The following is a 22,780-nucleotide window of genomic DNA, read 5'->3' on the forward strand; positions in this document are numbered from 1 at the left end:
AAAAGGTTGCTCATCGGTCAGTCTCCTTGCGGAGGCGTGAATCACGCCGCAGAAGCAAGATCAATGGGTCCTGACCCTAGTGGGGCAAGTGTGACGAGAGTTCTTTGGCCCGGAATCAAGGGCGAAGCCTGCCGGGCCGCGCCCTCCCTCCCCCAGGGAGGGCGCTTTAGCAGCGATGGTTGGCAGAACTGCGGGGGGAGGGGTGGCACCATAAAGCGCTTCCATTGACCGTGGTGCGCGCCCGCCCGAGGGAGGGCGCGGCCTTGTGTGGTTAGGGGTGGTGGGAGGGGGTTGGTGCGCTGTAGCGCACCCTACTAGGGCCGGGGCGACGAGGTGTCATCCCCGCGTAGGCGGGGACCCATGGCGGGGTCGAAGAACTGGATCCCCGCCTTCGCGGGGATGACAGGGGGGAGGGAGTCGGGGTGAACCCCGACCTACGGGGGATTGATGCGGTTGTTCGTTGGTTTGGGGGGGGCCCCGGATCAAGTCCGGGGCGGGGTTTCGTGGGGTGGGGTTACACCACCATATGCCGCACCCTGGCGCCCCACTCGATGGCCGCCGCATGCAACCGGTCGATCTTCAGCTCTTCGCGGACCTCCTCCAGCATGCGGAGCTCGACCTGGGAGTGTCTCCCGTCCGCGGTGACCACGTCGCAGGCCAAGGCATAGGCGGTCTCGTAGAGGCGTTCGGGCAGGGCCTCGCGGATCAGGCCGAAGAGGGCGTCGAGGCCGTCTTCCTCTTCGAACAGGTCGAACACGATGCGGCTGACGCGGCGGATGCGGTCGGGGTCGTAGGTCGCGAAGGCAGGCATGTGGTTGACCATGCGGGTGATCGCCACCAGTTCGGCGGTGCGCATGTTCTCGTCCGAGGCGGAGGTGGCGACCATGACGGCGACAAGGGCGTCCTGGGGGGACATGGCGGATTCGGGCATGGTCGGCTCCTGACAAGCGGTTGGCGGCAGATTATTGACGAGGCGCGGGGGGGGCAATAGAGGACGGGGGTCCCGGGGGCTGGCCCCGGGCCCGTTTCAGGAGAGATGCGATGAGTGCGTTGCGCGACGCGGCGATGACGTCGAAGGCCTGGCCGTTCGAGGAGGCGCGCGCGGTGCTGAAACGGTACGAGAAGAAGGCCCCGGAAAAGGGCTATGTGCTGTTCGAGACGGGGTATGGGCCGTCGGGTCTGCCGCATATCGGGACCTTCGGGGAAGTGGCGCGGACGACGATGATCCGGCGGGCCTTCGAGATCATCAGCGACATTCCGACGCGGCTGATCTGTTTCTCCGACGACGTGGACGGGATGCGGAAGGTGCCGGAGAACGTCCCGAACCAGGAGATGCTGCGGAACCACATGCAGAAGCCGTTGACGAGCGTGCCGGACCCGTATGGGGAGTTCGAGAGCTTCGGGCACCACAACAATGCGATGTTGCGGCGGTTCCTGGACACGTTCGGGTTCGAGTATGAATTCATCTCGGCCACCGAGTTCTACAAGTCGGGCCGGTTCGATGACACGCTGCGGCTGGCAGCGGAACGCTATGACCGGATCATGGCGATCATGCTGGCCTCCCTGCGCGAGGAGCGGCAGCAGACCTATTCCTGCTTCCTGCCGATCCACCCGGAGACCGGCCGCGTGCTTTATGTGCCGATGAAGGAGGTCAATGCGAAGGACGCGACGATCACCTTCGACGACGAGGACGGGCGCGAGTGGACGCTACCCGTGACGGGGGGCCATGTGAAGTTGCAGTGGAAGCCGGATTTCGGGGCACGCTGGGCGGCGCTGGGTGTGGACTTCGAGATGTACGGGAAGGACCACAGCACGAATACTCCGATCTACGACGGGATCTGCGAAGTGCTGGGCGGGCGGGCGCCGCACCACATGACCTACGAGCTGTTTCTGGACGACCAGGGGCAGAAGATTTCGAAGTCGAAGGGGAACGGGCTGACCATCGACGAATGGCTGACCTATGCGGCCACCGAGAGCCTGTCCTATTTCATGTACCAGAAGCCGAAGACGGCCAAGCGGCTGCATTTCGACGTGATCCCGCGGGCGGTGGACGAGTATCATCAGCAGCTGCGCGCCTTCCCGGAGCAGACGCTGGAGAGCCAGGTGAACAACCCGGTCTGGCACATCCACAACGGCAAGCCGCCGGAGTCGAAGATGGTGGTCAGCTTCGGGATGCTGCTGAATCTGGCCTCGGTCGCGGCGGCGAAGGATGCGGGGGGGCTGTGGAAATTCATCCGGCGCTATGCTCCGGAGGCGAGCCCGGAGACGCATCCCGATCTGGATGCGGCGGCGGGCTTTGCGGTGCGCTATTTCGCGGACAAGATCGCTCCGACGCGGGTGTTCCGGCTGCCCACCGACAAGGAGCGGGCGGCGATGGAGGATCTGGTCGCGCGGCTGAAGGCCTGGGACGGGGGGCTGGACGACGAGGCCTTGCAGTCGATGGTCTTTGCGGTCGGCAAGGAGCACGGGTTCGAGCCGCTGCGCGACTGGTTCAAGGCGCTGTACGAGGTGCTGCTGGGCGCCTCGGAGGGCCCGCGCTTCGGCGGGTTCATCGCGCTTTACGGCGTCGAGGAGACGGTTGCGCTGATGGAGCGGGCGCTGAAGGGTGAGCTGGTCGCCTGATCCGGCGCGCAAAGCGGTCGGGACGGGATGACGCTGACCCTGCATGTCGGGCTGAGGAAGACGGCGACGACGACGCTGCAACATGCGATGTCCCGGGGAAAGCCGATGCCGGCCGGGCATGGGTTGCTGTTTCCGGGCCGACCCGAGGATCATCACCGGCTGGGGCGGAGAGTGCGGACGGGGGCGGGGCGCGCGGCGGTCCGGCAGGCGCTGCCCCCCCTCGCGGCGGAAGCGCGGGCGGCGGGCCCGGACCGGGTTCTGGTGTCGAGCGAGCATCCGATCCCGGCCCCGGAGGCAGCGCTCGCCGGGCTGCGGGAGTTTCCGGGCAAGATCGCGGGCGGGCGGTTCGTCCAGGAGTCAGAGGTGCAGGAGCGGGTGATCGCACGGTCGCGGGGCGACGTCGCCTTGCTGCGCGCGGAGTTCGGGCTGGACATCCGGCCCGAGCCGATGACCGACCATGCCGCATCCACCCTGCCCGCCGGGACCGCGCTGGCCATGGCACAGGAGATCCCGGAGCGGGTCGAGGGCCGACCGGATTGGCCCCCCGCGCCCCGCCCTGAAGCTGTGACGGAGGAAAGGACGATGGGACGCGAAGCCGAAGGTCACGCAAGGTTCCGCGGGCAGGAAGGCGCCGTAAGGGCGTTCCTGGAAAGCGAGGGGATCATCCTGCGCGGCGAAATGCGCGTGAAGGTCCGGCGCGGAGCCTTGTCGGAGTGGCGCGCCGAGGGGGATGACCTTGTCCTGCACGCCGATGGCGAGCCGATGGTCCTGACGCTGGGCGCGAAGGAGGCTGAGGCCTGGGTGAAGGCGCTGGACAGGCCGGTGCCCTCGCTTGCGGCGAGGCTGGGGGTCTCGGCCAGCGCCCGGGCCTGGGTCATCGGCGGGCCACTGCCAGAGGAGCTTGCGCTGGCGGTGGCCGGGGCGGATGCCGGGGGGCCGGAAGCTGCGGCGGTGATCGTGGCAGTGCTGACCGGGCCGGGCGATCTGGAGGCGGCCCTTGCCGCCGGACAGCGCCATGGGCTGCGGGTCTGGTGCGTGCATGGCAAGGGCAAGGGTGCGGCGGTCCCCGACGCCTCTGTCCGGGACGCGTTCCGGGCGGCAGGCTGGAGGGACATCAAGGCAAGTGCGGTGTCCGAGGACTTCACGGCCACGCTTTACCGGCCCCGGGGGGAGTGACCCGCAGCGCCCAGGGGCGGCGCGGGTCGCAGTGTCTTAGCCGAACTTCAGGAAGAACTTGGAATAGGGCACTTTCAGCCCACCGATGGCGGCCCTGATCGCGGCGTCATCCCCGGCGCGGGCCGCAGCGAGCAACTGGTCGACCGAAGCCTTCATCGCCCCGGAGAGCGCCGCATAGTCGGCGTCGCCTTCTGCATTTGCCGGAGGAGACGAAAGAACGTCCTGGGCGAGGTAGGCCAGCACGGCAGCATGTTCCAGGATGCCCTGCTTTGCGCCCGCATCGAGGGTCGAGAGGTCGAGGCCGAGGATCCGCTCCATTTCGGCATGATAGGCGTTCATGCGATCGGAAAAGGTTTCGATCCCGTTGCGGGCGTGCAGCGCGCTGAATGCCTCTCGCACATGTTCCAGGGTCTCGTGACTTTCGGCAAGGTTCCCCTTGCCGACGGCCTCGCTGGCCTTGGCAAGGCGGCTGGAGACCTCGGCGATCATCTCGGGCCATTGCGGATCGGCTTCATACAGCGGGGGCGGGGTCTGGCCGTAGGTGGCCACAAGAGCATCCCACTGACTTTGCAGACCGGCCAAAGCGGCCGCAGACTTTTCGGCATTGCCGGAGTTGGTGGCGAAGAGGGCGCTGCGGTAGGCGGCATACATCTCGCCATAGGCGGCTTCGAAATCGGTGACGGGGCCGGCAAGGGCTGGGCCGACCAGGGGCGGGGTGGTGCAGAGCAGGACGGCGAGGGCAATGATCGGCAGCTTGCGTGGCATGGTGGCCTCCGTTAGGGGGTGTTGAGTCACAGACTTTCGCCGGAAGGCAACGGCGGGACCTTGATGCAGATCATATCAGATAGAATGCTTTGAAGCTGTAGAGGTTATCGGCTGGTTTGACTTCTGCCCGAACGGCCTAACTGACGTGCGCAAGGGGACGTCGACACGGGAGCTTGGCCCATGCGCAATGGTCTTTACGCGGTTTTCCTGGTCACATGTCTGGCGCTGCCTGCCGCCGCGCAGGAAGCGCCGATCGAGGAAACGATCCGCAGCCAGATCGACGCCTTTCTGGCGGACGACTTCGCCCGCGCCTTCACCTATGCGAGCCCGACGATCAAGGGGATATTCGGCACGCCCGAAAATTTCGGGGCGATGGTGAAGAACGGCTATCCGATGGTCTATCGCCCGGCTGAGGTCGAGATGGGCGCGTTGCGCGACATTGCCGGAAACCTGTGGCAGCGCGTCCGCGTGGTCGATCAGGCCGGCGCGGCCTGGTATCTGGACTACATGATGGTCGAGACCGCCGAAGGCTGGCAGATCAACGCGGTGCAGGTGTTGCCTGCGCCCGATGTGGGCGCCTGAAAGCCGCCTTGCCCGCCTTGCGCGTCTGATCCGGCGGGGACTGCCCCCCCGGCCCGGTCCCGTCCTGCCGGGCGGCGGGATGCCGGGACTGGCCGGTGGTTCCGGTCCGGCGCCTCCGGGCGGCCGTTGCGTGCGGGGACGGCGGACCGCGCGGCGGCGTGAACGGCGGTTAAGCCTTGCTTGCTACCCCCTTGGCCTCATGGCGGCGCGGTCTGTCGGGGGCACCCACGACCGACCTGCGCGCGGGCCAATGGCGCGAAGCGAGGCGAGGGAAATCGACGATGAACAAGGCTATCACTGACGGGCTGGTCCTGATGCCGCCGCCGTTTTCGGCAGGGCTGAACCTCTGGTCGCGCGAGGACGGCACGCCCGGCTCGGGGTCCTACGCCGGCCAGCCGAATGCGGCGCTGGTGACGAACGACCAGGATTTCGGCGGCTGTCTGGAATTGCAGAAGACCGAAGCGACCCAGAAGCTGCGCAGCTTTGCCCAGACGCCGATCCAGCCGGGCCTGTACCTGCAGGTCACGGCGCGGGCGAAGGCGGTGTCGGGGAACCTGCCCTCGGTGCGGATCGCGGCCTGGGCGGGGGATGTGAGCGGGCAGAACGTCGTCGGCCTGCCGCAGACCGGGCCTTCGGTTGCGCTGACGTCCTACGGCGAGGTGGTGACGGTGAGTGCGATCATCTCTCCGGCCAACCGCACCGGGGTGACCCTGCCGTGGTCGTTGCAGTCGGTCTATGCGCATGTCGGGCTGGACCTGACGGGGGCGAACGGCGGGGTGGTGCGGATCGACGACATCGTGGTCGAGGATGTGACCAACATCTTCATCCGCAAGCTGATGGACTGGGTCGATGTGCGCGACTTCGGCGCCTTGGGTGACGGGACGACCAACGATGCGCCGGCCTTCCTGGCGGCGGATGCGGCGGCGGCGGGGCGCGAGATCCTGGTGCCCTCGGGCGTGTTCCGGCTGACGCAGGACGTCACGATCAACAGCCGCATCCGGTTCGAGGGGACGCTGTCGATGCCCGCGAACCGCAAACTTGCGCTGACGCGGAATTACGACCTCGACACCTATGGCCAGGCCTTCGGGTCCGAGCTGGAAGGCTTCAAGCGCGCGCTGCAGGCGCTGTTCTACTTCACCGACTATGTGACGCTGGACCTGTCGGGGCGCCGTGTCGACCTGACCGAGCCGATCGACGTGGCGGCGCTGGCGGGTCTGACCAGCTTTACCAGCCGCCGTGTGGTGCGCAACGGGTCGCTGAACGCGGTGGCGGGTCCGGCCTGGACGACCGAGGACGTGACCTCGGTCGCGACCTATTCGGCGGCGGCGAACACCACGCTGACCGGTGTGGCGAACGTGGCCAACATCCCGGTGGGCGCGCTGGTCATCGGGACGGGGGTCGGACGCGAGGTCTATGTCACGGCAAAGAACGTGGGCGCGGGCACGCTGACGATCAGCCAGCCGCTGTATGCCGCGGTGGGGACGCGGACCTATACCTTCCGCCGGTTCAAGTACATGCTGGACTTCTCCGGCTTTGACCTGTTGTCGCGGTTCGAGCTGGAGGACATCGAGTTCAACTGTCTGGGCGTCGGATCGGGCGTCATGCTGCCGATGTCGGGGGCGACCCAGCGGTTCATGTCCTGCACCTTCAACCGGCCGAAGGACCGGGGGATCAGCAGTGCCGGGTCGGGCTGTCAGGGCATGTTCGTCGACATGTGCCAGTTCCTGTCGAACGAGCAGTCGGTGCCGGCGGTGGACCGCACCACCATCGCGATGAACGTGCAGGCCAACGACACCAAGCTGCGCAACAACCGGATCGTGCGGTTTGCGCATTTCGCGATCATGAACGGGACGGGCCACCTGATCCACGCCAACCACTTCTTCCAGGGTGACAGCGTCACGGCGGGCGTGCGGCGGGCGGGTCTGGTGTTCACGCAGACCAACGTGTCGACCGTGGTGACGGGCAACTACATCGACAACTGTTTCATCGAATGGGGCAACGAGCATGACTCCGCCCCCGAGGAGAATGGAGAGTTCTCGTTCGGCGGGCTGAACATCGTGGGCAACGTGTTCATCGCCTCGGATTGCAGCACGGCGTTCCGCTGGATCGTGGTCAAGCCCTACGGGCCGGGGCATTTCCTCAGCGGCTTCACGGTCACGGGCAACAGCTTCCGCTGCTTTGGCGTCATCGTGGACCGGGTGGACATGGTGGACACGACCTTTGCCAGCCTGGACTTCACCCGGTCGCGCAACGTGCGGGTGGAGGGCAACAGCTTCAACAAAGTCAGCCAGTGGATCATGAATCCGGTCGTGGTCACGCATACCCAGAACACGGCGGCCGAGACCTGGAACGTCAGCGCGGGGGGCTTCGTGCCCTTTGGCGGGCGGATACGGATGGTCGAAGCGGTGGCGCCGGAGGGGATCATCACCAACGCGTCCAACGCGGCGCGCTATGTGTTCCCCTATTCCGTGCCGGGCACCGGCAGCCTGGGGAACGAGGCGCAGGTGCGCTGGGGCGAGGCGGTGAAGGGCAAGGCGCAGGTCAAGATGCGCATGGACGTGCCGGCCTGACGGCGGACAAGGCAGCCGAAACAGATCGGGCGGGCGGTCCTGCGGGGCCGCCCGTTTTCACAGATCGTCAGGCGAGATGTGAAAGGCGCGGGCGAAGCCGCCGTTCAGAAGGGCCGAGGTCGGGGCAAGGCGCACGAAGGCAAAATCGGGCAGGTCGATGTAGACGGTCGCCTTGGGGTTCCGCTGCAGCCAGCGCGACCGGATGCCGGGGCGGGCAGGGTCATCGGGGGCGACAAAGGCTGCGCGGGCGCGGATCATCAGCCGGGGATGGCTCAGAGGGTCGCCCGTCGGCCCGACCTCGCCCAGCATCAGCGCGCAGTCGGGGCGGTCCCGCAGGGCGCGGTAGTGCGGGGCCAGACCCGAGACCAGGGTCAGGAGCCCGGCCTCGGGATCGCGGGCAAAGGCGATGCGGCTGATGCCCGGCGCGCCGGTGTCCGGGTCGACCCAGGCAAGCGCGGCGTGGCCAAGCGCCAGCAGCTTGCGGGCCAGCAGAAGAGCGTCAGCGTCGGCGGGCTGGACAGGATCGGGACGGGCAGGCTGATCGGGCATCGGATCTCATCACGGTTGACACGGTGCGGTCGCGGGAGTCTTCTGTCGCCATTCATGCCGACATGCCAGCATTTCCTGGCGCATCTCTCCCACACCCGGACTCCATGATGAAAGACTCCTCCCCGGCCCGCAACGACTGGTCCGAATTCCTGCCGAAATTGCTGACTGTCTGGCGCGAAGGCTATCGGCTGACTGACCTGAAGGCCGATGCGCTGGCCGGGCTGACCGTGGCGATCGTCGCCCTGCCCCTGTCCATGGCCATCGCCATCGCCAGCGGCGTCGGGCCAGAGCGCGGCCTTTTCACCGCCATCATCGGCGGCTTTCTGGTCAGCGCACTGGGCGGGTCGCGCTATCAGATCGGCGGGCCCGCGGGGGCGTTCATCGTGCTCGTCTCGGCCTGTGTGACGGCAACCGGGGTCGAGGGGCTGATCCTGGCCACCCTGCTGTCCGGGGTGATCCTGATCGCAGCCGGGGCGCTGCGGATCGGGACCTATATCCGCTATATCCCCTATCCCGTGACCGTGGGCTTCACCGCCGGGATCGCGGTCATCATCTTTGCCAGCCAGCTGCGCGAGATGTTCGGCCTGACCCTGCCGGGGGGCGAACCGGGCGAGATCCTGGCCAAGGTCGAGGCGCTGTGGGCCGCAAGGGACACGGTCACCTGGGCGGCCGTCGCGGTCGCCGCGCTGACCGCAGCGGTGATCCTGGGCCTGCGACAGGTCCGGCCGCATTGGCCGGGGATGCTGATCGGGGTGGTCACCGCGTCGGTCGTCACGGCGGCTCTGGGCCTGCCGGTCGCCACCATCGGCACGCGCTTTGGCGCCCTGCCGCAGATCCTGCCCGCGCCGTCCCTGCCCGACCTGAGCCTTTGGCGCGAGGTGCTGCCCTGGGCGGCGAGCTTTGCCCTGCTGGGCGCGATCGAGTCGCTGTTGTCCGCCGTCGTCGCCGACGGGATGTCCGGCACGCGCCATCGGTCGAACGCGGAACTGGTGGCGCAGGGCGTGGCGAACATCGGTTCGGCGGTCTTTGGCGGCTTCTGCGTCACCGGGACCATCGCGCGGACCGCAACCAACGTGCGGGCGGGCAGCCGGGGGCCGGTGTCGGGGATGCTGCATGCGCTGTTCCTTCTGGCCTTCCTGATGGTCGCGGCCCCCCTGGCCGCCTACATCCCGCTGGCTGCACTTGCCGGCGTGCTGGCCGTCGTCGCCTGGGGCATGGCAGAGCGGCACGAGTTCGCGGCCCTGCTGCGGTCCTCGCGCGGGGATGCGCTGGTGGTCAGCGTGACCTTCCTGCTGGTGGTGTTCCGCGACCTGACCGAGGGGATCATCGTCGGCTTCGCGCTGGCGGGCCTTGTGTTCATCAAGCGGATGTCCGAGACCGCTGCCGTCCGGCCCCGTGCCGACCAGCCCGAAACGCCGCGTGCCGACCGGGTGGTCTATCACCTGGAGGGCCCCTATTTCTTTGGCGCCGCCGCGCAGCTGGGCGGGGTGCTGGACCGCATCGCCGAGGCCCCCCGGGCTCTGGTCCTGGACATGTCGGCGGTGCCGCTGATCGACAGTTCCGGCGCGCGGGGCTTTCACAGCCTGGCCGACCGCGCGCGGCGCAAGGGTGGGCAGCTTTACCTTGTGGGCCTGACCCACAAGCTGCGGCGTCAGCTGGAGGCGCAGGGCCTGCGCGAACCGGAAGTGCTGTACCTGCCCGACGTCCAGGCCGTCGATGCCGCGCTGGATGGCCCCGCCACCGCCGGCGAATCACGCTGACCCTTTACCGGGTTTCAAGGTCTGCCTCTGCACCCCCCGCGCCCGCAGCACCCCTGCGGGTGTGAGCGGTAACGGCTGTGCGAAAGCAAGCACTTGGCCGCCACACTTTTCACACATTTGCAGAATTGACTGCCAATCAGTCAATGAATTTACAGAATTATGTTGGAAAAATAGGGGGTTACGAAATTCTTTACGAAGTGCTAAGTTTACCTAGGGAAAGAGGGTTCCTGGCCGAATACTGATACAGTCGAGGGGTGTCCGTGACAGCCCTTCGGGAGGAGAAGAGAATGAGCGAAGCAGCCAAATCCGTCTATCCGCCGTCCGCCGACTTTGTTGCCAGGGCGCATGTCGATGCCGAGGGCTATGCCCGGCGCTATGCGGCCTCGATCGCGGACCCCGAGGCGTTCTGGGGTGCGGAAGGCCAGCGGATCGACTGGATCCGGCCCTATACCCGGGTGAAGAACACCTCGTTCCAGCCGGGCAACGTGTCGATCAGGTGGTTCGAGGACGGCACGCTGAACGTCAGCGCCAACTGCATCGACCGCCACATGCTGACCCGCGCCGAGCAGACCGCGATCATCTGGGAGCCGGACGATCCGAAGACCCCGGCCAAGCACATCACCTACCGCGAGCTTCTGGAACAGACCTGCCGCCTGGCCAACGTGCTGAAGGCGCATGGGGTGCAGAAGGGCGACCGCGTGGTCCTTTACATGCCGATGATCCCCGAGGCGGCCTATGCGATGCTGGCCTGCACCCGGATCGGGGCGATCCATTCGGTGGTGTTCGGCGGCTTTTCTCCCGATGCGCTGGCCAACCGGATCAACGACTGCGACGCGAAACTCGTCATCACTGCCGACTGGGCGCCGCGCGGCGGCAGGAAGACGGGCCTCAAGGACAATACCGACAAGGCGCTTCTGCACTGTTCCGACAATGTCCGGGTCCTGGTGGTCAAGCGCACCGGGGACCAGACGAGCTGGGTCGAGGGCCGGGATTTCGATCTGAACACGGAAATGGCGGCGGCCAAGCCCTATTGCCCCTACGTTGAGGTCGGCGCGGAAGACCCGATGTTCATCCTTTACACCTCGGGCTCGACCGGCAAGCCGAAGGGGGTGGTGCATACCACGGGCGGCTATCTGGTCTATGCCTCGATGACGCAGCAGCTGACCTTCGACTACCATGACGGCGATGTCTTCTGGTGCACCGCCGATGTGGGCTGGGTCACCGGGCACAGCTACATCGTCTACGGACCTCTGGCCAACGGCGCCACGACGCTGATGTTCGAGGGCGTGCCGACCTACCCCGACGCGGGCCGCTTCTGGGAGGTCTGCGCCAAGCACAAGGTCAACCAGTTCTACACCGCACCCACCGCGATCCGGTCGCTGATGGGGCTGGGCACCGAATGGGTCGAAAAGCACGACCTGTCGTCGCTGAAAGTGCTGGGCTCGGTGGGCGAGCCGATCAACCCCGAGGCCTGGGCCTGGTACAACACCCATGTCGGCAAGGGGAAGCTGCCGATCGTCGATACCTTCTGGCAGACCGAGACCGGCGGCCACATGCTGACCCCGCTGCCGGGCGCGATCCCGACCAAGCCCGGCTCGGCCACCAAGCCCTTCTTCGGCGTCAAGCCGGTGGTGCTGGATGCGGCCTCGGGCAAGGTGCAGGAAGAGGTCGAGACCGAGGGCGTGCTGTGCTTTGCCGACAGCTGGCCGGGGCAGATGCGGACGCTGTGGGGCGATCACGCCCGGTTCGAAGAGGCCTATTTCAGTCAGTACAAGGGCTATTACTTCACCGGCGACGGCTGCCGGCGCGATGCGGACGGCTATTACTGGATCACGGGCCGGGTGGATGACGTGATCAACGTCAGCGGCCACCGGATGGGCACGGCAGAGGTGGAATCGGCGCTGGTCGCGCACGAGGCGGTGGCCGAAGCGGCGGTCGTGGGCTATCCGCACGACATCAAGGGCCAGGGCATCTATGCCTATGTCACCCTGATGAAGGGGATCGAACCCAGCGAGGAACTGCGCAAGCAGCTGGAAGCCTGGGTCCGGCAGGAGATCGGCCCGATCGCCAAGCCCGACCTGATCCAGTGGGCTCCGGGCCTGCCCAAGACGCGGTCCGGCAAGATCATGCGCCGCATCCTGCGCAAGATCGCCGAGAACGACTTCGGGTCCTTGGGCGACACCTCGACGCTGGCCGATCCGTCCGTGGTGGACGATCTGATCGCCAACCGCATGAACCGGGGCTAGGGGCGTGGGTCCGGTTCTGATCCTTCTGGGCCCCCCGGGCGCGGGCAAGGGCACGCAGGCGCGGATGCTGGAAGAGGACTTCGGTCTGGTCCAGCTTTCGACCGGCGACCTGTTGCGCGCGGCCGTGGCGGCGGGCTCCGAGGCCGGGAAAAAGGCCAAGGCCGTGATGGAGGCCGGGCAGCTGGTGTCCGATGACATCGTGCTGGCGATCCTGAAGGACCGGATGGCGCAGCCGGATGTGCAGAAGGGCATCATCCTTGACGGCTTTCCCCGCACCGCCGGTCAGGCCGCGGCGCTGGACGGGCTTCTGGCCGAGGCGGGCGCGCGCGTGACCGCCGTCATCAGCCTGGAGGTCGAGGACGAGGCGATGGTCGCCCGCGTCTCGGGCCGCTACACCTGTGCGGCCTGCGGCGAGGGCTATCACGACCAGTTCAAGCAGCCCGCCACGGCGGGGACCTGCGACAAATGCGGCGGCACGGCGTTCAAGCGCCGGGCCGACGACACTGCCGAGACGGTGCGGGCCAGGCTTGCCGCCTACCACGCCGACACGGCACCGCTGATCGCGTTTTACGAGTCGCAGTCAGTGCTGGAACGGGTGCCGGCGATGGGGTCCATCGACGGCATCCGCGCCATGCTGGCCGATATCGTGGGGCGCGTCTCAGCCTGACGGGAGGGGCCGCTTCCCCGGATCCCCCGGGGTGCGGAAAACAAGAAAGGGAGAGTACACATGGCAGACAAATCTTCTGCCAACGCCTATTGGGCAGCGAACGTCCGGATCATCCTGATTTCTCTGGCGGTCTGGTTCGCTTGTTCCTTCGGGCTTGGCATCCTGCTTCGGCCTGCGCTGAAGGGGATCATGGTCGGCGGCGCCGATCTGGGCTTCTGGATGGCGCAGAACGGGTCGATCTACGTCTTCATCGCGCTGATCTTCGTCTATGCGCGGATGATGGCCAAGGTCGATCGCGATCACGGCGTGGAAGAGTAAGGGGGCAGGGACAGATGGATCAGTTTACCCTCAACCTGATCGTGGTTGGCATCACCTTTGCCATCTACATCGGGATCGCGATCTGGGCCCGCGCGGGCTCGACAGCGGAATTCTATGCGGCCGGTCAAGGTGTGCCCCCGGTCATGAACGGCATGGCGACGGGCGCGGACTGGATGTCGGCGGCCTCGTTCATCTCGATGGCAGGCATCATCGCGCTGGCCCCGGCCGGCGGCTATGAGCAGTCCGCCTACCTGATGGGCTGGACCGGCGGCTATGTGCTGCTGGCTCTCTTGCTTGCGCCCTATCTGCGCAAGTTCGGCAAGTTCACCGTGCCGGAGTTCATCGGCGACCGCTTCTATTCGGGCGGTGCCCGTCTGGTGGCCGTCATCTGCCTGATCGTCATCTCGGTCACCTATGTCATCGGCCAGATGCGCGGCGTGGGCGTGACCTTCTCGCGCTTCCTGGAGGTTTCGACCGACACCGGGCTTTATATCGGTGGCGCGCTGGTGTTCATCTACGCCGTGCTGGGCGGGATGAAGGGCATCACCTACACTCAGGTGGCGCAGTATGTCGTGCTGATCATCGCCTACACGGTTCCGGCGGTCTTCATCTCGCTTCAGCTGACGGGCAGCTTCCTGCCGCAGCTTGGCCTGATCGGGTCCTATGCTCCGGGTGGCGGCGAAGTGTCGATGCTGGCCAAGCTGGACAGCGTCGTGACCGAGCTCGGCTTCAAGGCCTATACCTCGGACAGCCCGAACATGTTCAACATGTTCCTCTTCACCATGTCGCTGATGATCGGCACCGCGGGTCTGCCGCACGTCATCATCCGCTTCTTCACGGTGCCCAAGGTCGCTGACGCGCGGTCTTCGGCGGGCTGGGCCCTGGTCTTCATCGCGCTGCTGTACACGGTCGCTCCGGCCGTGGGCTCGATGGCGCGTCTGAACCTGACCACCACCTTCTGGCCGGGTGCGGTTCAGGGAACGGCCCTGTCGGCCCCGGCACTTTCGATTGCCGAGATCGACAGCAACCCGAACCTGAGCTGGATCCGCACCTGGGAGAAGACCAAGCTTCTGGAGATGTCCGACAAGAACGGCGACGGGCTGATCCAGTACTTCAACGAGCCCAAGGTCGTGGCCGATGCCGGCAAGGCCGTGGCTGCCGCGAAGAAGGCGCTGACCGAGGCGATGACCGCCAAGGGCATTGCGGTGGAAGGCGTCGATCTGACCTCGCCAGCCGCGGTGACCGTGAACGGTGCAGCCGATGCCGACCTGACCGCGCTGCAAACCGCGCTGAACGATGCGAACGCCGCGTTCACCGCATCGCTGTCGGAAGCCAAGCTGGGCGACAAGACCCTGGCCGAGCTTGGGTTCAAGGGCAACGAACTGACCAAGGTCGACAACGACATCATGGTTCTTGCGAACCCTGAAATCGCTGCTCTGCCGGGTTGGGTCATCGCCCTGGTCGCTGCCGGTGCGCTGGCGGCTGCCCTGTCGACTGCGGCGGGCCTTCTGCTGGCCATCTCTTCGGCCATCAGCCACGACCTGATCAAGGGGTCGATCAACCCGAACCTGTCGGAAAAGGCCGAACTGATGTGGGCCCGCGTCGCCATGACCGGCGCCATCATCGTGGCGACCTACCTTGGTCTCAACCCGCCCGGCTTTGCCGCGCAGGTGGTGGCCCTGGCCTTCGGTCTGGCAGCGGCCACGATCTTCCCGACGCTGATGATGGGCATCTTCTCGAAGCGCATCAACAAGGAAGGGGCGATCATGGGGATGCTGGCGGGGCTGATCTTCACCGCCGTCTACATCTTCCTCTACAAGGGCTGGTTCTTCATTCCGGGAACCAACTGGCTGCCTGACACGGCCGACCAGTATGTCTTCGGGATCTCGCCCCTGTCGATCGGCACCGTCGGCGCGGTGGTGAACTTCGTCGTGGCCTATGTGGTCTCGATGGCGACCAAGGCCCCGCCGCAGCATGTGCAGGACCTGATCGAGTCGATCCGCGTGCCGAAAGGTGCCGGCAAGGCCCAGGCCCACTAAGACCCCTTGCGCCTCCGGGGACACCCGGGGGCGCATCCTCCTTGCCGGAACAGGATCATGGATCAGGACAGCACCCCGCTTCTGGCCTTCCTGGAGACGGTCCACCCCTACGACAGCCTGCCGCGGGACGAGATGGCGCGTGTCGCCACCTCCTTCAGCCGCAGGCATTACGACGACGGTGCGGTGATCTATGCCGCCGGCGAGCCGCTGACCGGGATCTTCCTGATCCTGGAAGGCTCGGTCGAGGTGCTGGAGCCTTCCGGGGGCCTCGTGTCCCTTCTGGGCCCGCGCAACAGTTTCGGCGAACGCGGGCTGATGCGCGACGGGATGGCGGTGACGACGGCGCGCGCGACCCGGGGCGCGGACATCCTCATGCTGCCGGAGGCCGAGTTCCGCCGCCTGATCGCGACCTATCCGGCCTTCGAGCGGTTCTTCCACCGCGGCCGCCAGCACGAGGCGCGCGAGGCCGACATCTCGACCCGCAAGGTCGGCGACCTGATCGCCCGCGCGCCGATTGCCGTGCCGCCCGACACGCCCATCCGCGAGGCGGCCGGACGGATGCGCGATGCGCATATCTCCTGCCTGGCGATCACCGAGGGCGAGCGGCTGGTCGGCATCGTCACCGCGCGGGATTTCGTGAACAAGGTGCTGGCCGAGGGGCTGGACCCTGCGGCCCCGGTAAGCCGGGTGATGGCGGCTGACCCGATGGTGCTGACGCCGGACAGTCTGGGGTCGGACGTGCTGAACCGGATGCTGGAGCACCGGATCGGCCATCTGCCGGTGGTGGATGACGGCAGGCTGGTGGGCATGATCACCCAGACCGATCTCGTCCGGTTCCAGGCGGTGTCCTCGGCCCTTCTTGTGCGCGATGCGGCGACGGCACAGACGGTGGCGGAACTGGCGGAGAACACGGCGCGCATCCCCCGCCTTCTGGTGCAGCTGGTCGGCGGCGGCAGCGCGCATGAGGTGGTGACGCGGCTGATCACCGACATCGCCGATACGGTGACGCGGCGGCTTCTGGCGCTGGCCGAGGCGGAACTGGGCCCGGCGCCGGTGCCTTACCTCTGGCTCGCCTGCGGCAGCCAGGGGCGGCAGGAGCAGACGGGAGTCAGCGATCAGGACAATTGCCTGATGATCGACGATGCCGCGACCGAGGCCGACATGGCCTATTTTGCCCGGCTGGCGAAGATCGTCTCGGACGGGCTGAACGCCTGCGGCTATGTCTATTGCCCCGGTGACATGATGGCGACCAATCCGCAGTGGTGCCAGCGCATGTCCGTCTGGCGCGGCTATTTCCGCAAATGGATCACGACCCCCGATCCGATGGCGCAGATGCTGGCCAGCGTGATGTTCGACCTGCGCGCCATCGGCGGGGCCGCCAGCCTTTACACCGAATTGCAGGCCGAGGTGCTTGAGATGGCCGCGAAGAACTCGATCTTCGTGGCGCACATGATTTCCAACAGCCTCAAGCACAACCCGCCCCTGGGCCTTTTGCGGGGGTTCGCAACGATCCGGTCGGGCGAATACAAGAACCACATCGACCTCAAGCACAACGGCGTGGTGCCGGTGGTCGATCTGGGCCGGGTCTATGCGCTGATCGGACAGTTGCCAGCGGTGAACACGCGCGCCCGGCTGGAAGCGGCGGTAGAGGCGGGCGTCATCAGCGCCAGCGGAGGGCGCGACCTGATCGAGGCCTATGACCTGATCGCTCAGGCCCGGCTGGAGCATCAGGCGCGGCGGGTGAAGGGGGGCGAGAAGCCCGACAACTTCATCGCGCCCTCGGAACTGTCGGATTTCGAACGCAGCCACCTGCGCGACGCCTTTGTCGTCGTGCGCACCATGCAATCCGCCGTGGGCCAGGCCCGCGGCGCCAGGAGTTGACCAGATGGCCCTTGAACTGATCGGCGCGATCCTTGCGGCCGCCACCCTGGGCCTGCTGGCCTGGGCGCTTCGCCGCTGGAGCCCCGGCCTGCCGCGCTGGTTCGTGCCCGTCATGGCGGCGGCGGGCCTGATCGGCGCGACGCTGGTGCTGGAATACAGCTGGTACAGCCGTGTCGCGGCGGAACTGCCGCCGGGGATCGAAGTGGTCCGCGTCGAGGAAGAGGCGATGCCGCTGCGGCCCTGGACCTACCTCAAGCCGATCACCATGCGCTTCTGGGCCCTGGACCAGCGCAAGCGGATGATCCACCCGCAGATCGGCAGTCTGCGGATTGTCCCGCTGCTGAAATTCGCACGCTGGCGCCCGGTCGAAAGCGGCCTGATGGCGGTGGACTGCGCCGGGGGGCGGCAGGTCGTCCTTACCGAGGGGGTGGAGATCACCGAGGCCGGAGAGTTGACGGGGGCAGAGTGGCAGGCGGCTCCCGAGGGCGATGCCCTTCAGGCCGCCGCGTGCAGGGAGGGGTAGGGCATGGACCGCAAGCCGCGCATCCTGGTGGTCGAGGACGAGGACAACATCGCCGTCGCGCTGGATTACCTGATGACCCGCGAAGGCTATGACCACGACCGGGTCTCGAACGGGGCCGACGCCCTGCCCCGCATCCGCGACACCCATCCCGACCTTGTTCTTCTGGATGTCATGCTGCCCGAGGTCTCGGGCTACGAGATCTGCGAGGGCATCCGCACCGATCCCTCGCTGGCGGACGTGAAGGTGCTGATGATGACCGCGCGGGGTTCTGCCATCGAACGCCGCAAGGGCCTTGCTCTCGGGGCGGACGGGTTCATCTCGAAACCCTTCGAACTGAAGGACCTGCGCGACGAGGTGCGGCGGCTTCTGATCGGAGCGGGCTAGGCCATGGCCGGGCTTCGCGCAGGGGTGGGATGCAGGGCGCTTCCCTCCCCCCTTCGTGGGGGAGGGAGAGGGTGGAGGGGCCGCTCGGCCCGGCCGGGTGCCCCCCTCCCCCATCCCCTCGCCACGCGGGGGCGGGGAGGCAGAAGATGCTGACCCGCCTGTCCCTGCGCCTGCGGGTCTTCCTGATCTTCGCGGGCCTCGCCGCCGCGATCCTGCTTGCGACCGCCGGCGGTCTCTGGCTGGGCTACAGCCGCCTGGGTCAGCCCGGTATCGGGCAGGGCTTCGTGCAGGCGGGCGTCCTGGCCGGGTTCGCCGCCCTGGGCCTGGTGGCGGGGGTCTGGTATCTGTTCGACCTGAACGTGGCCAGACCCATCGAGACGCTTGCCGGCGCCCTGCGCGCCCGCGCCCATTCCGACGTCACGGCCGAGATGGACGCGGCCATCGCCCGCTATCTGGGCGACCTCGCCCCCGCCGCCCAGGCCGCCGCGCAAAGCCTGGCCGAAACGCGGTCGGCCCTGGCCGAGGCGGTGGCGCGGGAAACCCTGCGGCTGGGCAGCGAGAAGGCCCGGCTCGAGGCGCTGCTCTCGGACGTGCCGGTGGGGGTGATCCTCTGTTCCGCCGACCATGCGCTGGTCTTCTACAACGGCCCAGCGGCCGACATCCTCGGCACCAGCCGCGGGCTCGAGGCGGGGCTGGACCGCAAGCTGTTCGACTATCTGCACGCCGCCCCGCTGCGGCTGGCCCACGAACGCCTGGCAGCCACCGGCGATCCTGACGCGGTGTCGGACCTGTTGTGCACCACGACCACCGGCGCGCGCGTGCTGTCGGCCCGGATGCGGCTTCTGGGCGATGGCGGGACGCAGGGCTATGTCCTGACGCTGCGTGACATCACCGGCGAGATGGCGGCGGATGCCCGGCGCGAGGCGATGCTGGAAGCCGCACTCGACAGCCTGCGCCGCCCTGCTGCCGCGCTGGCGACGCTGGTCGGCGTGATGCCCGAGGACGCCCTGCCCGCGCCGATGCAGGGCGCGCTGAAGGAAGAGGTCGCAAGGCTCAGCCAGGCCGTGACCCGGTTCGGCGCGGCTCGCGACGAGGCCCTGTCCGAAACCGGCGCGCTGCCTCAGACCCGCGCTTTCGATCAGGCGCAGGGCCTTGTCGCACGGGCTGCCGCGCAGGGGATCACGGTCACCACGGAAACCGCCGACCTGATCCTGCGCTGCAACGGCTACGAGATCCTGACGCTGCTGGAACATCTTGCCCGGCAGCTTGCCGACCGTGCGCCCCTGCATCTGACCATCGAGGAAGAGGATACCGGCGCCGCGATCCGGCTGTCCTGGACCGGCGCGCGGGTGGGGGTGGGCGAGCTTGACCGCTGGCTTGCCCTGCCGCTGGCGCCCGAGGCCCCCGACCGCCCCGCCCGCGCCGTCCTTGCCGCCCATGCGACCGAGCTTTGGCCCGAGGCGCTGGCCGACGGTCGCCCCGCACTCTGCCTGCCGATCCGCCAGGCCCGCCGCGCGGTGGCGCGTCCGAAACCCGTGGCGCGCAAGGTGGTCTACGACTTCGACCTCCTGTCGCCCGCCCGCACCGACCGCCTGGCCGAGGCGCGGCTCGACCGGCTGACCTATGTCGTCTTCGACAGCGAGACGACGGGCCTCAACCCCCGGCAGGGCGACGAGATCGTGCAGCTGGCCGCCGTGCGGATCGTGAACGGCCGGCGGGTCGAGGGCGAGGTCTTCGACACGCTGGTCAACCCCGGCCGCCCGATCCCCGCCGTCTCGACCGAGGTGCACGGCATCACCGACGCGATGGTCGCCGATGCGCCGGGCGTTCCGGAGGTGGTCCGCCGCTTCCACAAGTTCGCCGAGGGCGCGGTGCTGATCGCCCACAACGCGCCCTTCGACATGGAATTCCTGCGGCGGGTCGAGGGGCAGCTGGGCCTGACCTTCGACATGCCGGTCCTCGATACGGTGCTGCTGTCGGCGGTGGTCTACGGCCAGAGCGAGGTGCACAGTCTGGATGCGCTCAGCCATCGGCTGGGGATCACCATCCCCGAGGAAGCCCGCCACACCGCCCTGGGCGATGCCGTGGCCACGGCGGATGCCTTCCTGAAGCTGATGCCGATGCTTGCGGGCCGGGGGCTGGAGACCTTTGGCGCCGTGCTGACCGAGGTGCGCAAGCACGGGCGCCTGTTGAAGGACCTGAACTGACGCCCCGGCGCCGATTTCTTCAAGGAAATCGGACCGGAGTTTCGAAAACTCCGGTCGCCGCTTACCGGGCGAACGGGTCCACCGGATAGCTTACCCCGACCAGATACAGCCCCTGCGGCGGTGCGACCGGCCCGCAGGCCGCCCGGTCCCGCGCCTCCAGCGCTGCCTTCACGTCGGCAGGCGTCCAGGCCCCTGCGCCGACCCGCTCCAGCGTGCCGACAATCGACCTGACCTGATTGTGCAGGAAGCTGCGCGCGGCCAGGTCGAAGCGGTATTCGATGCCGCCGGGATAGGGAAGTTCGGCGATCTCGATCCGGTCCAGCGTCTTCACCGGGCTTTTCGCCTGGCAGAGGGTGGAGCGGAAGGTGGTGAAGTCGTGGCTGCCGATCAGCTCCGCCGCGCCCGCCCGCATGGCACAGATGTCCAGCCGGTTCAGCACCTGCCAGACCAGGCCCCGGTCATGCGTCACCGGCGCGCGGCGGGCGACAAGGCGGAAGGTGTAGCGCCGCCCCGTGGCCGAAAAGCGGGCGTGGAAGTCGTCGGGGACCCTTGCACAGGCGATGACGGCAACCGGGTCGGGGCGCAGATGCGCGTTCAGCGCCGAGGCAAGGCGGAACGGGTCCCAGTCCTTCGTCAGATCGGCATGGGCCACCTGCGCCGTGGCATGGACGCCGGCATCGGTGCGGCCTGCGGCGGCGATCGTATGGGGGCCGGGCTCCAGCTTGCCAAGGGCGGTTTCGACCGCCTCCTGCACCGAGGGCAGGCCGTGGGCCTGCCGCTGCCAGCCCGCGAAGGGGGCGCCGTGGTATTCGATCTGGAGCGCATAGCGGGGCATGGGCCTTCCCTACCCCGGAAGCCTGCCCCCGCGCAATCCTTGCCAAATCCTGAATGCCCACGGCCAAGCCATTGATTTCATGTGGGGTGGACACCTGCCCGCGCGTGGGCCGCGCAAGCGTAGGGTGGGCAATACTGCCCACCCTACCCACCCGCCTTCCATTCCCGCCCGGCCCACCCTATCTTGAGCCCCGCGCAGCAAAGGGACGGACCGTGGCATTTTCCGGACTGACGGACGGGATCACCCGCGGGATCGAAGGGGCCGGGGCCACCCTGTCCGAGACCCTGTTCGACACCACCCTCCGCCTTGGCGTGACCGGCCTGTCGCGGGCGGGCAAGACCGTCTTCATCACCGCGCTGGTTGCCAACCTTCTGAACCGGGGCCGGATGCCGCAGCTGCGCGCCCAGGCCGAGGGCCGCATCCAGGCCGTCTACCTGCAACCCCAGCCCGACGTGACGCTCCCCCGCTTCGATTACGAGGCCCACCTCGCCGCCCTGACCGGCGACACCCCCCGCTGGCCCGCCTCGACCCGCGCGATCAGCGAACTGCGGCTGTCCTTCCGCGTCCGACCCGCCGGGTTCCTGGCGTCCTGGCGGGGGCCGCGCACGCTCCACCTCGACATCGTCGATTACCCGGGCGAGTGGCTTCTGGACCTTTCGCTTCTCGACAAGACTTACGAGGCCTGGTCCGAAGCCTCGCTCTCCCGCCTGGAAAAGCGCCCCGAGGCTGCCGCCTACCTCGCCCTCGCCCGCGCCGAGGACGGCGCCCTGCGGCTGGATGAGGCGAAGGCCCGCCAACTGGCCGAGACCTACACCGCCTACCTGACCGTCGCCCGCGACGCCGGGAGGGTCGATGTCACCCCCGGCCGGTTCCTTCTGCCCGGTGATCTGGCGGGGTCGCCGGTCCTGACCTTCGTCCCCCTGCCGAAACCGGCCAGCACCGGCCGCTCCAGCCTCTGGCGCGAGATGGAGCGGCGGTACGAGGCCTACAAGTCGAAGGTCGTCCGCCCCTTCTTTCGCGACCATTTCGCGAAGATCGACCGACAGGTCGTGCTGGCCGACGTGCTGGGCGCGATCCATCAGGGGCCGCGCGCGGTCGAGGATCTGCGGCGGGTGATGGCCGAGGTCCTGTCGGGCTTCCGGCCCGGCCGGAACAGCTGGCTTTCCGGCCTTTTCGGCGTGCATCGGGTGGAGCGCATCCTCTTTGCCGCCACAAAGGCCGACCATCTGCACCATGAACAGCACCCGGCGCTGACCGCGATCACGGGCGCGCTTCTGGCCGAGGCGAAACAAAGGGCCGACTTCTCGGGCGCGCGGACCGAGGCGATGTCTCTGGCCAGTTTGCGGGCGACAGTGGAGGAGCGCGTGACGCGCGACGGGGTCGAGGTTCCTGCGGTGCGGGGCATCCTGCAAGCGACGGGGCGACCTGCGCTGATGTATCCCGGCGCGCTGCCGTCGGACCCGGCGCGCCTTCTGTCGCCGGCACGCGAGGGGGCAGAGGCCTGGCTGGATGCGGACTACCACCTGATGACCTTCGCTCCGGCGCGACTGAGCCTGAAGCCCGGCGAAGGCCCGCCGCATATTCGCCTCGACCGGGCGGTCGAGTTCCTGATCGGAGACCAGTTGTGAGCCGTCCGCCGAAGCCGTTCCTGGAAGA

Annotated in this window: 18 protein-coding genes; 14 read left to right on the forward strand and 4 right to left on the reverse strand. The window is 67.7% G+C overall.

Translation table 11 applies throughout. From position 1 onward, the window contains the following. Positions 1–514 precede the first annotated feature (514 nt). Positions 515–931 (reverse strand): tellurite resistance TerB family protein, encoded by a 417-nt coding sequence (locus tag D5084_RS07660; protein WP_128514940.1) that lies wholly within the window; start codon positions 929–931, stop codon positions 515–517. 110 nt (positions 932–1,041) lie between these two features. Between D5084_RS07660 and D5084_RS07665 the strand changes: the two genes are divergently transcribed. Both D5084_RS07665 and D5084_RS07670 read left to right on the forward strand, forming a co-directional pair. After that, the gene (locus tag D5084_RS07665) at positions 1,042–2,622 is read left to right on the forward strand and encodes a lysine--tRNA ligase (protein WP_128514941.1); all 1,581 of its coding nucleotides are present in this window, start codon (positions 1,042–1,044) and stop codon (positions 2,620–2,622) included. Between the two features lie 27 nt (positions 2,623–2,649). Beyond that, on the forward strand, positions 2,650–3,798 hold the full coding sequence (locus D5084_RS07670; protein WP_128514942.1) for a hypothetical protein: 1,149 nt from the start codon (positions 2,650–2,652) through the stop codon (positions 3,796–3,798). A 36-nt stretch (positions 3,799–3,834) separates the two neighbouring features. Here the strand turns inward: D5084_RS07670 and D5084_RS07675 are convergent, their stop codons facing one another. Further along, positions 3,835–4,563 (reverse strand): hypothetical protein, encoded by a 729-nt coding sequence (locus tag D5084_RS07675; RefSeq protein WP_128514943.1) that lies wholly within the window; start codon positions 4,561–4,563, stop codon positions 3,835–3,837. Between the two features lie 180 nt (positions 4,564–4,743). On the opposite strand from D5084_RS07675, the gene D5084_RS07680 reads away from it, so the two are divergent. Next, complete coding sequence (locus tag D5084_RS07680; protein WP_128514944.1) at positions 4,744–5,145, forward strand: DUF4864 domain-containing protein; 402 nt, start codon at positions 4,744–4,746, stop codon at positions 5,143–5,145. A gap of 281 nt (positions 5,146–5,426) precedes the next feature. Beyond that, positions 5,427–7,715: a glycosyl hydrolase family 28-related protein gene (locus tag D5084_RS07685; protein WP_128514945.1), complete on the forward strand. Its 2,289-nt coding sequence runs from the start codon at positions 5,427–5,429 to the stop codon at positions 7,713–7,715. 57 nt (positions 7,716–7,772) lie between these two features. Here D5084_RS07685 and D5084_RS07690 read toward each other — a convergent pair whose 3' ends face one another. Next, a complete protein-coding gene (locus D5084_RS07690; RefSeq protein WP_128514946.1) occupies positions 7,773–8,264 on the reverse strand; it encodes a pyridoxamine 5-phosphate oxidase in 492 nt (163 codons plus the stop codon). A gap of 104 nt (positions 8,265–8,368) precedes the next feature. Between D5084_RS07690 and D5084_RS07695 the strand changes: the two genes are divergently transcribed. The 9 genes from D5084_RS07695 (at position 8,369) to D5084_RS07735 (ending at position 20,289) form a co-directional block, all read left to right on the forward strand. Then, on the forward strand, positions 8,369–10,024 hold the full coding sequence (locus D5084_RS07695) for a SulP family inorganic anion transporter (protein ID WP_435532667.1): 1,656 nt from the start codon (positions 8,369–8,371) through the stop codon (positions 10,022–10,024). Between the two features lie 287 nt (positions 10,025–10,311). Further along, positions 10,312–12,270, forward strand: a complete 1,959-nt coding sequence (gene acs / locus D5084_RS07700; protein ID WP_128514948.1) for an acetate--CoA ligase — start codon at positions 10,312–10,314, stop codon at positions 12,268–12,270. Between the two features lie 4 nt (positions 12,271–12,274). Beyond that, a complete protein-coding gene (locus D5084_RS07705; protein WP_128514949.1) occupies positions 12,275–12,937 on the forward strand; it encodes an adenylate kinase in 663 nt (220 codons plus the stop codon). Positions 12,938–12,997: 60 nt separating this feature from the next. Further along, complete coding sequence (locus D5084_RS07710; RefSeq protein ID WP_128514950.1) at positions 12,998–13,255, forward strand: DUF4212 domain-containing protein; 258 nt, start codon at positions 12,998–13,000, stop codon at positions 13,253–13,255. Between the two features lie 14 nt (positions 13,256–13,269). Further along, positions 13,270–15,294 carry a sodium:solute symporter family protein gene (locus D5084_RS07715; protein ID WP_128514951.1) on the forward strand — a complete coding sequence of 675 codons (2,025 nt, stop codon included), beginning with the start codon at positions 13,270–13,272 and terminating at the stop codon, positions 15,292–15,294. A 57-nt stretch (positions 15,295–15,351) separates the two neighbouring features. Next, on the forward strand, positions 15,352–17,175 hold the full coding sequence (locus D5084_RS07720) for a DUF294 nucleotidyltransferase-like domain-containing protein (protein ID WP_128514952.1): 1,824 nt from the start codon (positions 15,352–15,354) through the stop codon (positions 17,173–17,175). Positions 17,176–17,179: 4 nt separating this feature from the next. After that, positions 17,180–17,698: a hypothetical protein gene (locus tag D5084_RS07725; RefSeq protein ID WP_128514953.1), complete on the forward strand. Its 519-nt coding sequence runs from the start codon at positions 17,180–17,182 to the stop codon at positions 17,696–17,698. A gap of 3 nt (positions 17,699–17,701) precedes the next feature. Continuing rightward, positions 17,702–18,082: a response regulator transcription factor gene (locus tag D5084_RS07730; protein ID WP_128514954.1), complete on the forward strand. Its 381-nt coding sequence runs from the start codon at positions 17,702–17,704 to the stop codon at positions 18,080–18,082. 146 nt (positions 18,083–18,228) lie between these two features. Further along, complete coding sequence (locus D5084_RS07735) at positions 18,229–20,289, forward strand: exonuclease domain-containing protein (RefSeq protein WP_128514955.1); 2,061 nt, start codon at positions 18,229–18,231, stop codon at positions 20,287–20,289. 61 nt (positions 20,290–20,350) lie between these two features. On the opposite strand, the gene truA is transcribed toward D5084_RS07735, so the two are convergent. Beyond that, positions 20,351–21,124, reverse strand: a complete 774-nt coding sequence (truA, locus tag D5084_RS07740) for a tRNA pseudouridine(38-40) synthase TruA (protein ID WP_128514956.1) — start codon at positions 21,122–21,124, stop codon at positions 20,351–20,353. A 212-nt stretch (positions 21,125–21,336) separates the two neighbouring features. On the opposite strand from truA, the gene D5084_RS18670 reads away from it, so the two are divergent. Next, entirely contained in the window at positions 21,337–22,752 is a 1,416-nt protein-coding gene (locus D5084_RS18670; RefSeq protein ID WP_162302400.1) for a YcjX family GTP-binding protein, read from the forward strand. The last annotated feature ends 28 nt before the right edge of the window (positions 22,753–22,780 follow it).

Origin of the sequence: Tabrizicola thermarum (assembly GCF_003574395.1) — a bacterium.
GTDB lineage: Bacteria > Pseudomonadota > Alphaproteobacteria > Rhodobacterales > Rhodobacteraceae > Tabrizicola > Tabrizicola thermarum.

Coding starts and splice junctions, on each gene's coding strand:
- D5084_RS07660 (WP_128514940.1), bottom strand. CDS start 931: ATGCCCGAATCCGCCATGTCCCCCCAGGACGCCCTTGTCGCCGTCATG.
- D5084_RS07665 (WP_128514941.1), top strand. CDS start 1,042: ATGAGTGCGTTGCGCGACGCGGCGATGACGTCGAAGGCCTGGCCGTTC.
- D5084_RS07670 (WP_128514942.1), top strand. CDS start 2,650: ATGACGCTGACCCTGCATGTCGGGCTGAGGAAGACGGCGACGACGACG.
- D5084_RS07675 (WP_128514943.1), bottom strand. CDS start 4,563: ATGCCACGCAAGCTGCCGATCATTGCCCTCGCCGTCCTGCTCTGCACC.
- D5084_RS07680 (WP_128514944.1), top strand. CDS start 4,744: ATGCGCAATGGTCTTTACGCGGTTTTCCTGGTCACATGTCTGGCGCTG.
- D5084_RS07685 (WP_128514945.1), top strand. CDS start 5,427: ATGAACAAGGCTATCACTGACGGGCTGGTCCTGATGCCGCCGCCGTTT.
- D5084_RS07690 (WP_128514946.1), bottom strand. CDS start 8,264: ATGCCCGATCAGCCTGCCCGTCCCGATCCTGTCCAGCCCGCCGACGCT.
- D5084_RS07695 (WP_435532667.1), top strand. CDS start 8,369: ATGATGAAAGACTCCTCCCCGGCCCGCAACGACTGGTCCGAATTCCTG.
- acs (WP_128514948.1), top strand. CDS start 10,312: ATGAGCGAAGCAGCCAAATCCGTCTATCCGCCGTCCGCCGACTTTGTT.
- D5084_RS07710 (WP_128514950.1), top strand. CDS start 12,998: ATGGCAGACAAATCTTCTGCCAACGCCTATTGGGCAGCGAACGTCCGG.
- D5084_RS07715 (WP_128514951.1), top strand. CDS start 13,270: ATGGATCAGTTTACCCTCAACCTGATCGTGGTTGGCATCACCTTTGCC.
- D5084_RS07720 (WP_128514952.1), top strand. CDS start 15,352: ATGGATCAGGACAGCACCCCGCTTCTGGCCTTCCTGGAGACGGTCCAC.
- D5084_RS07725 (WP_128514953.1), top strand. CDS start 17,180: ATGGCCCTTGAACTGATCGGCGCGATCCTTGCGGCCGCCACCCTGGGC.
- D5084_RS07730 (WP_128514954.1), top strand. CDS start 17,702: ATGGACCGCAAGCCGCGCATCCTGGTGGTCGAGGACGAGGACAACATC.
- D5084_RS07735 (WP_128514955.1), top strand. CDS start 18,229: ATGCTGACCCGCCTGTCCCTGCGCCTGCGGGTCTTCCTGATCTTCGCG.
- truA (WP_128514956.1), bottom strand. CDS start 21,124: ATGCCCCGCTATGCGCTCCAGATCGAATACCACGGCGCCCCCTTCGCG.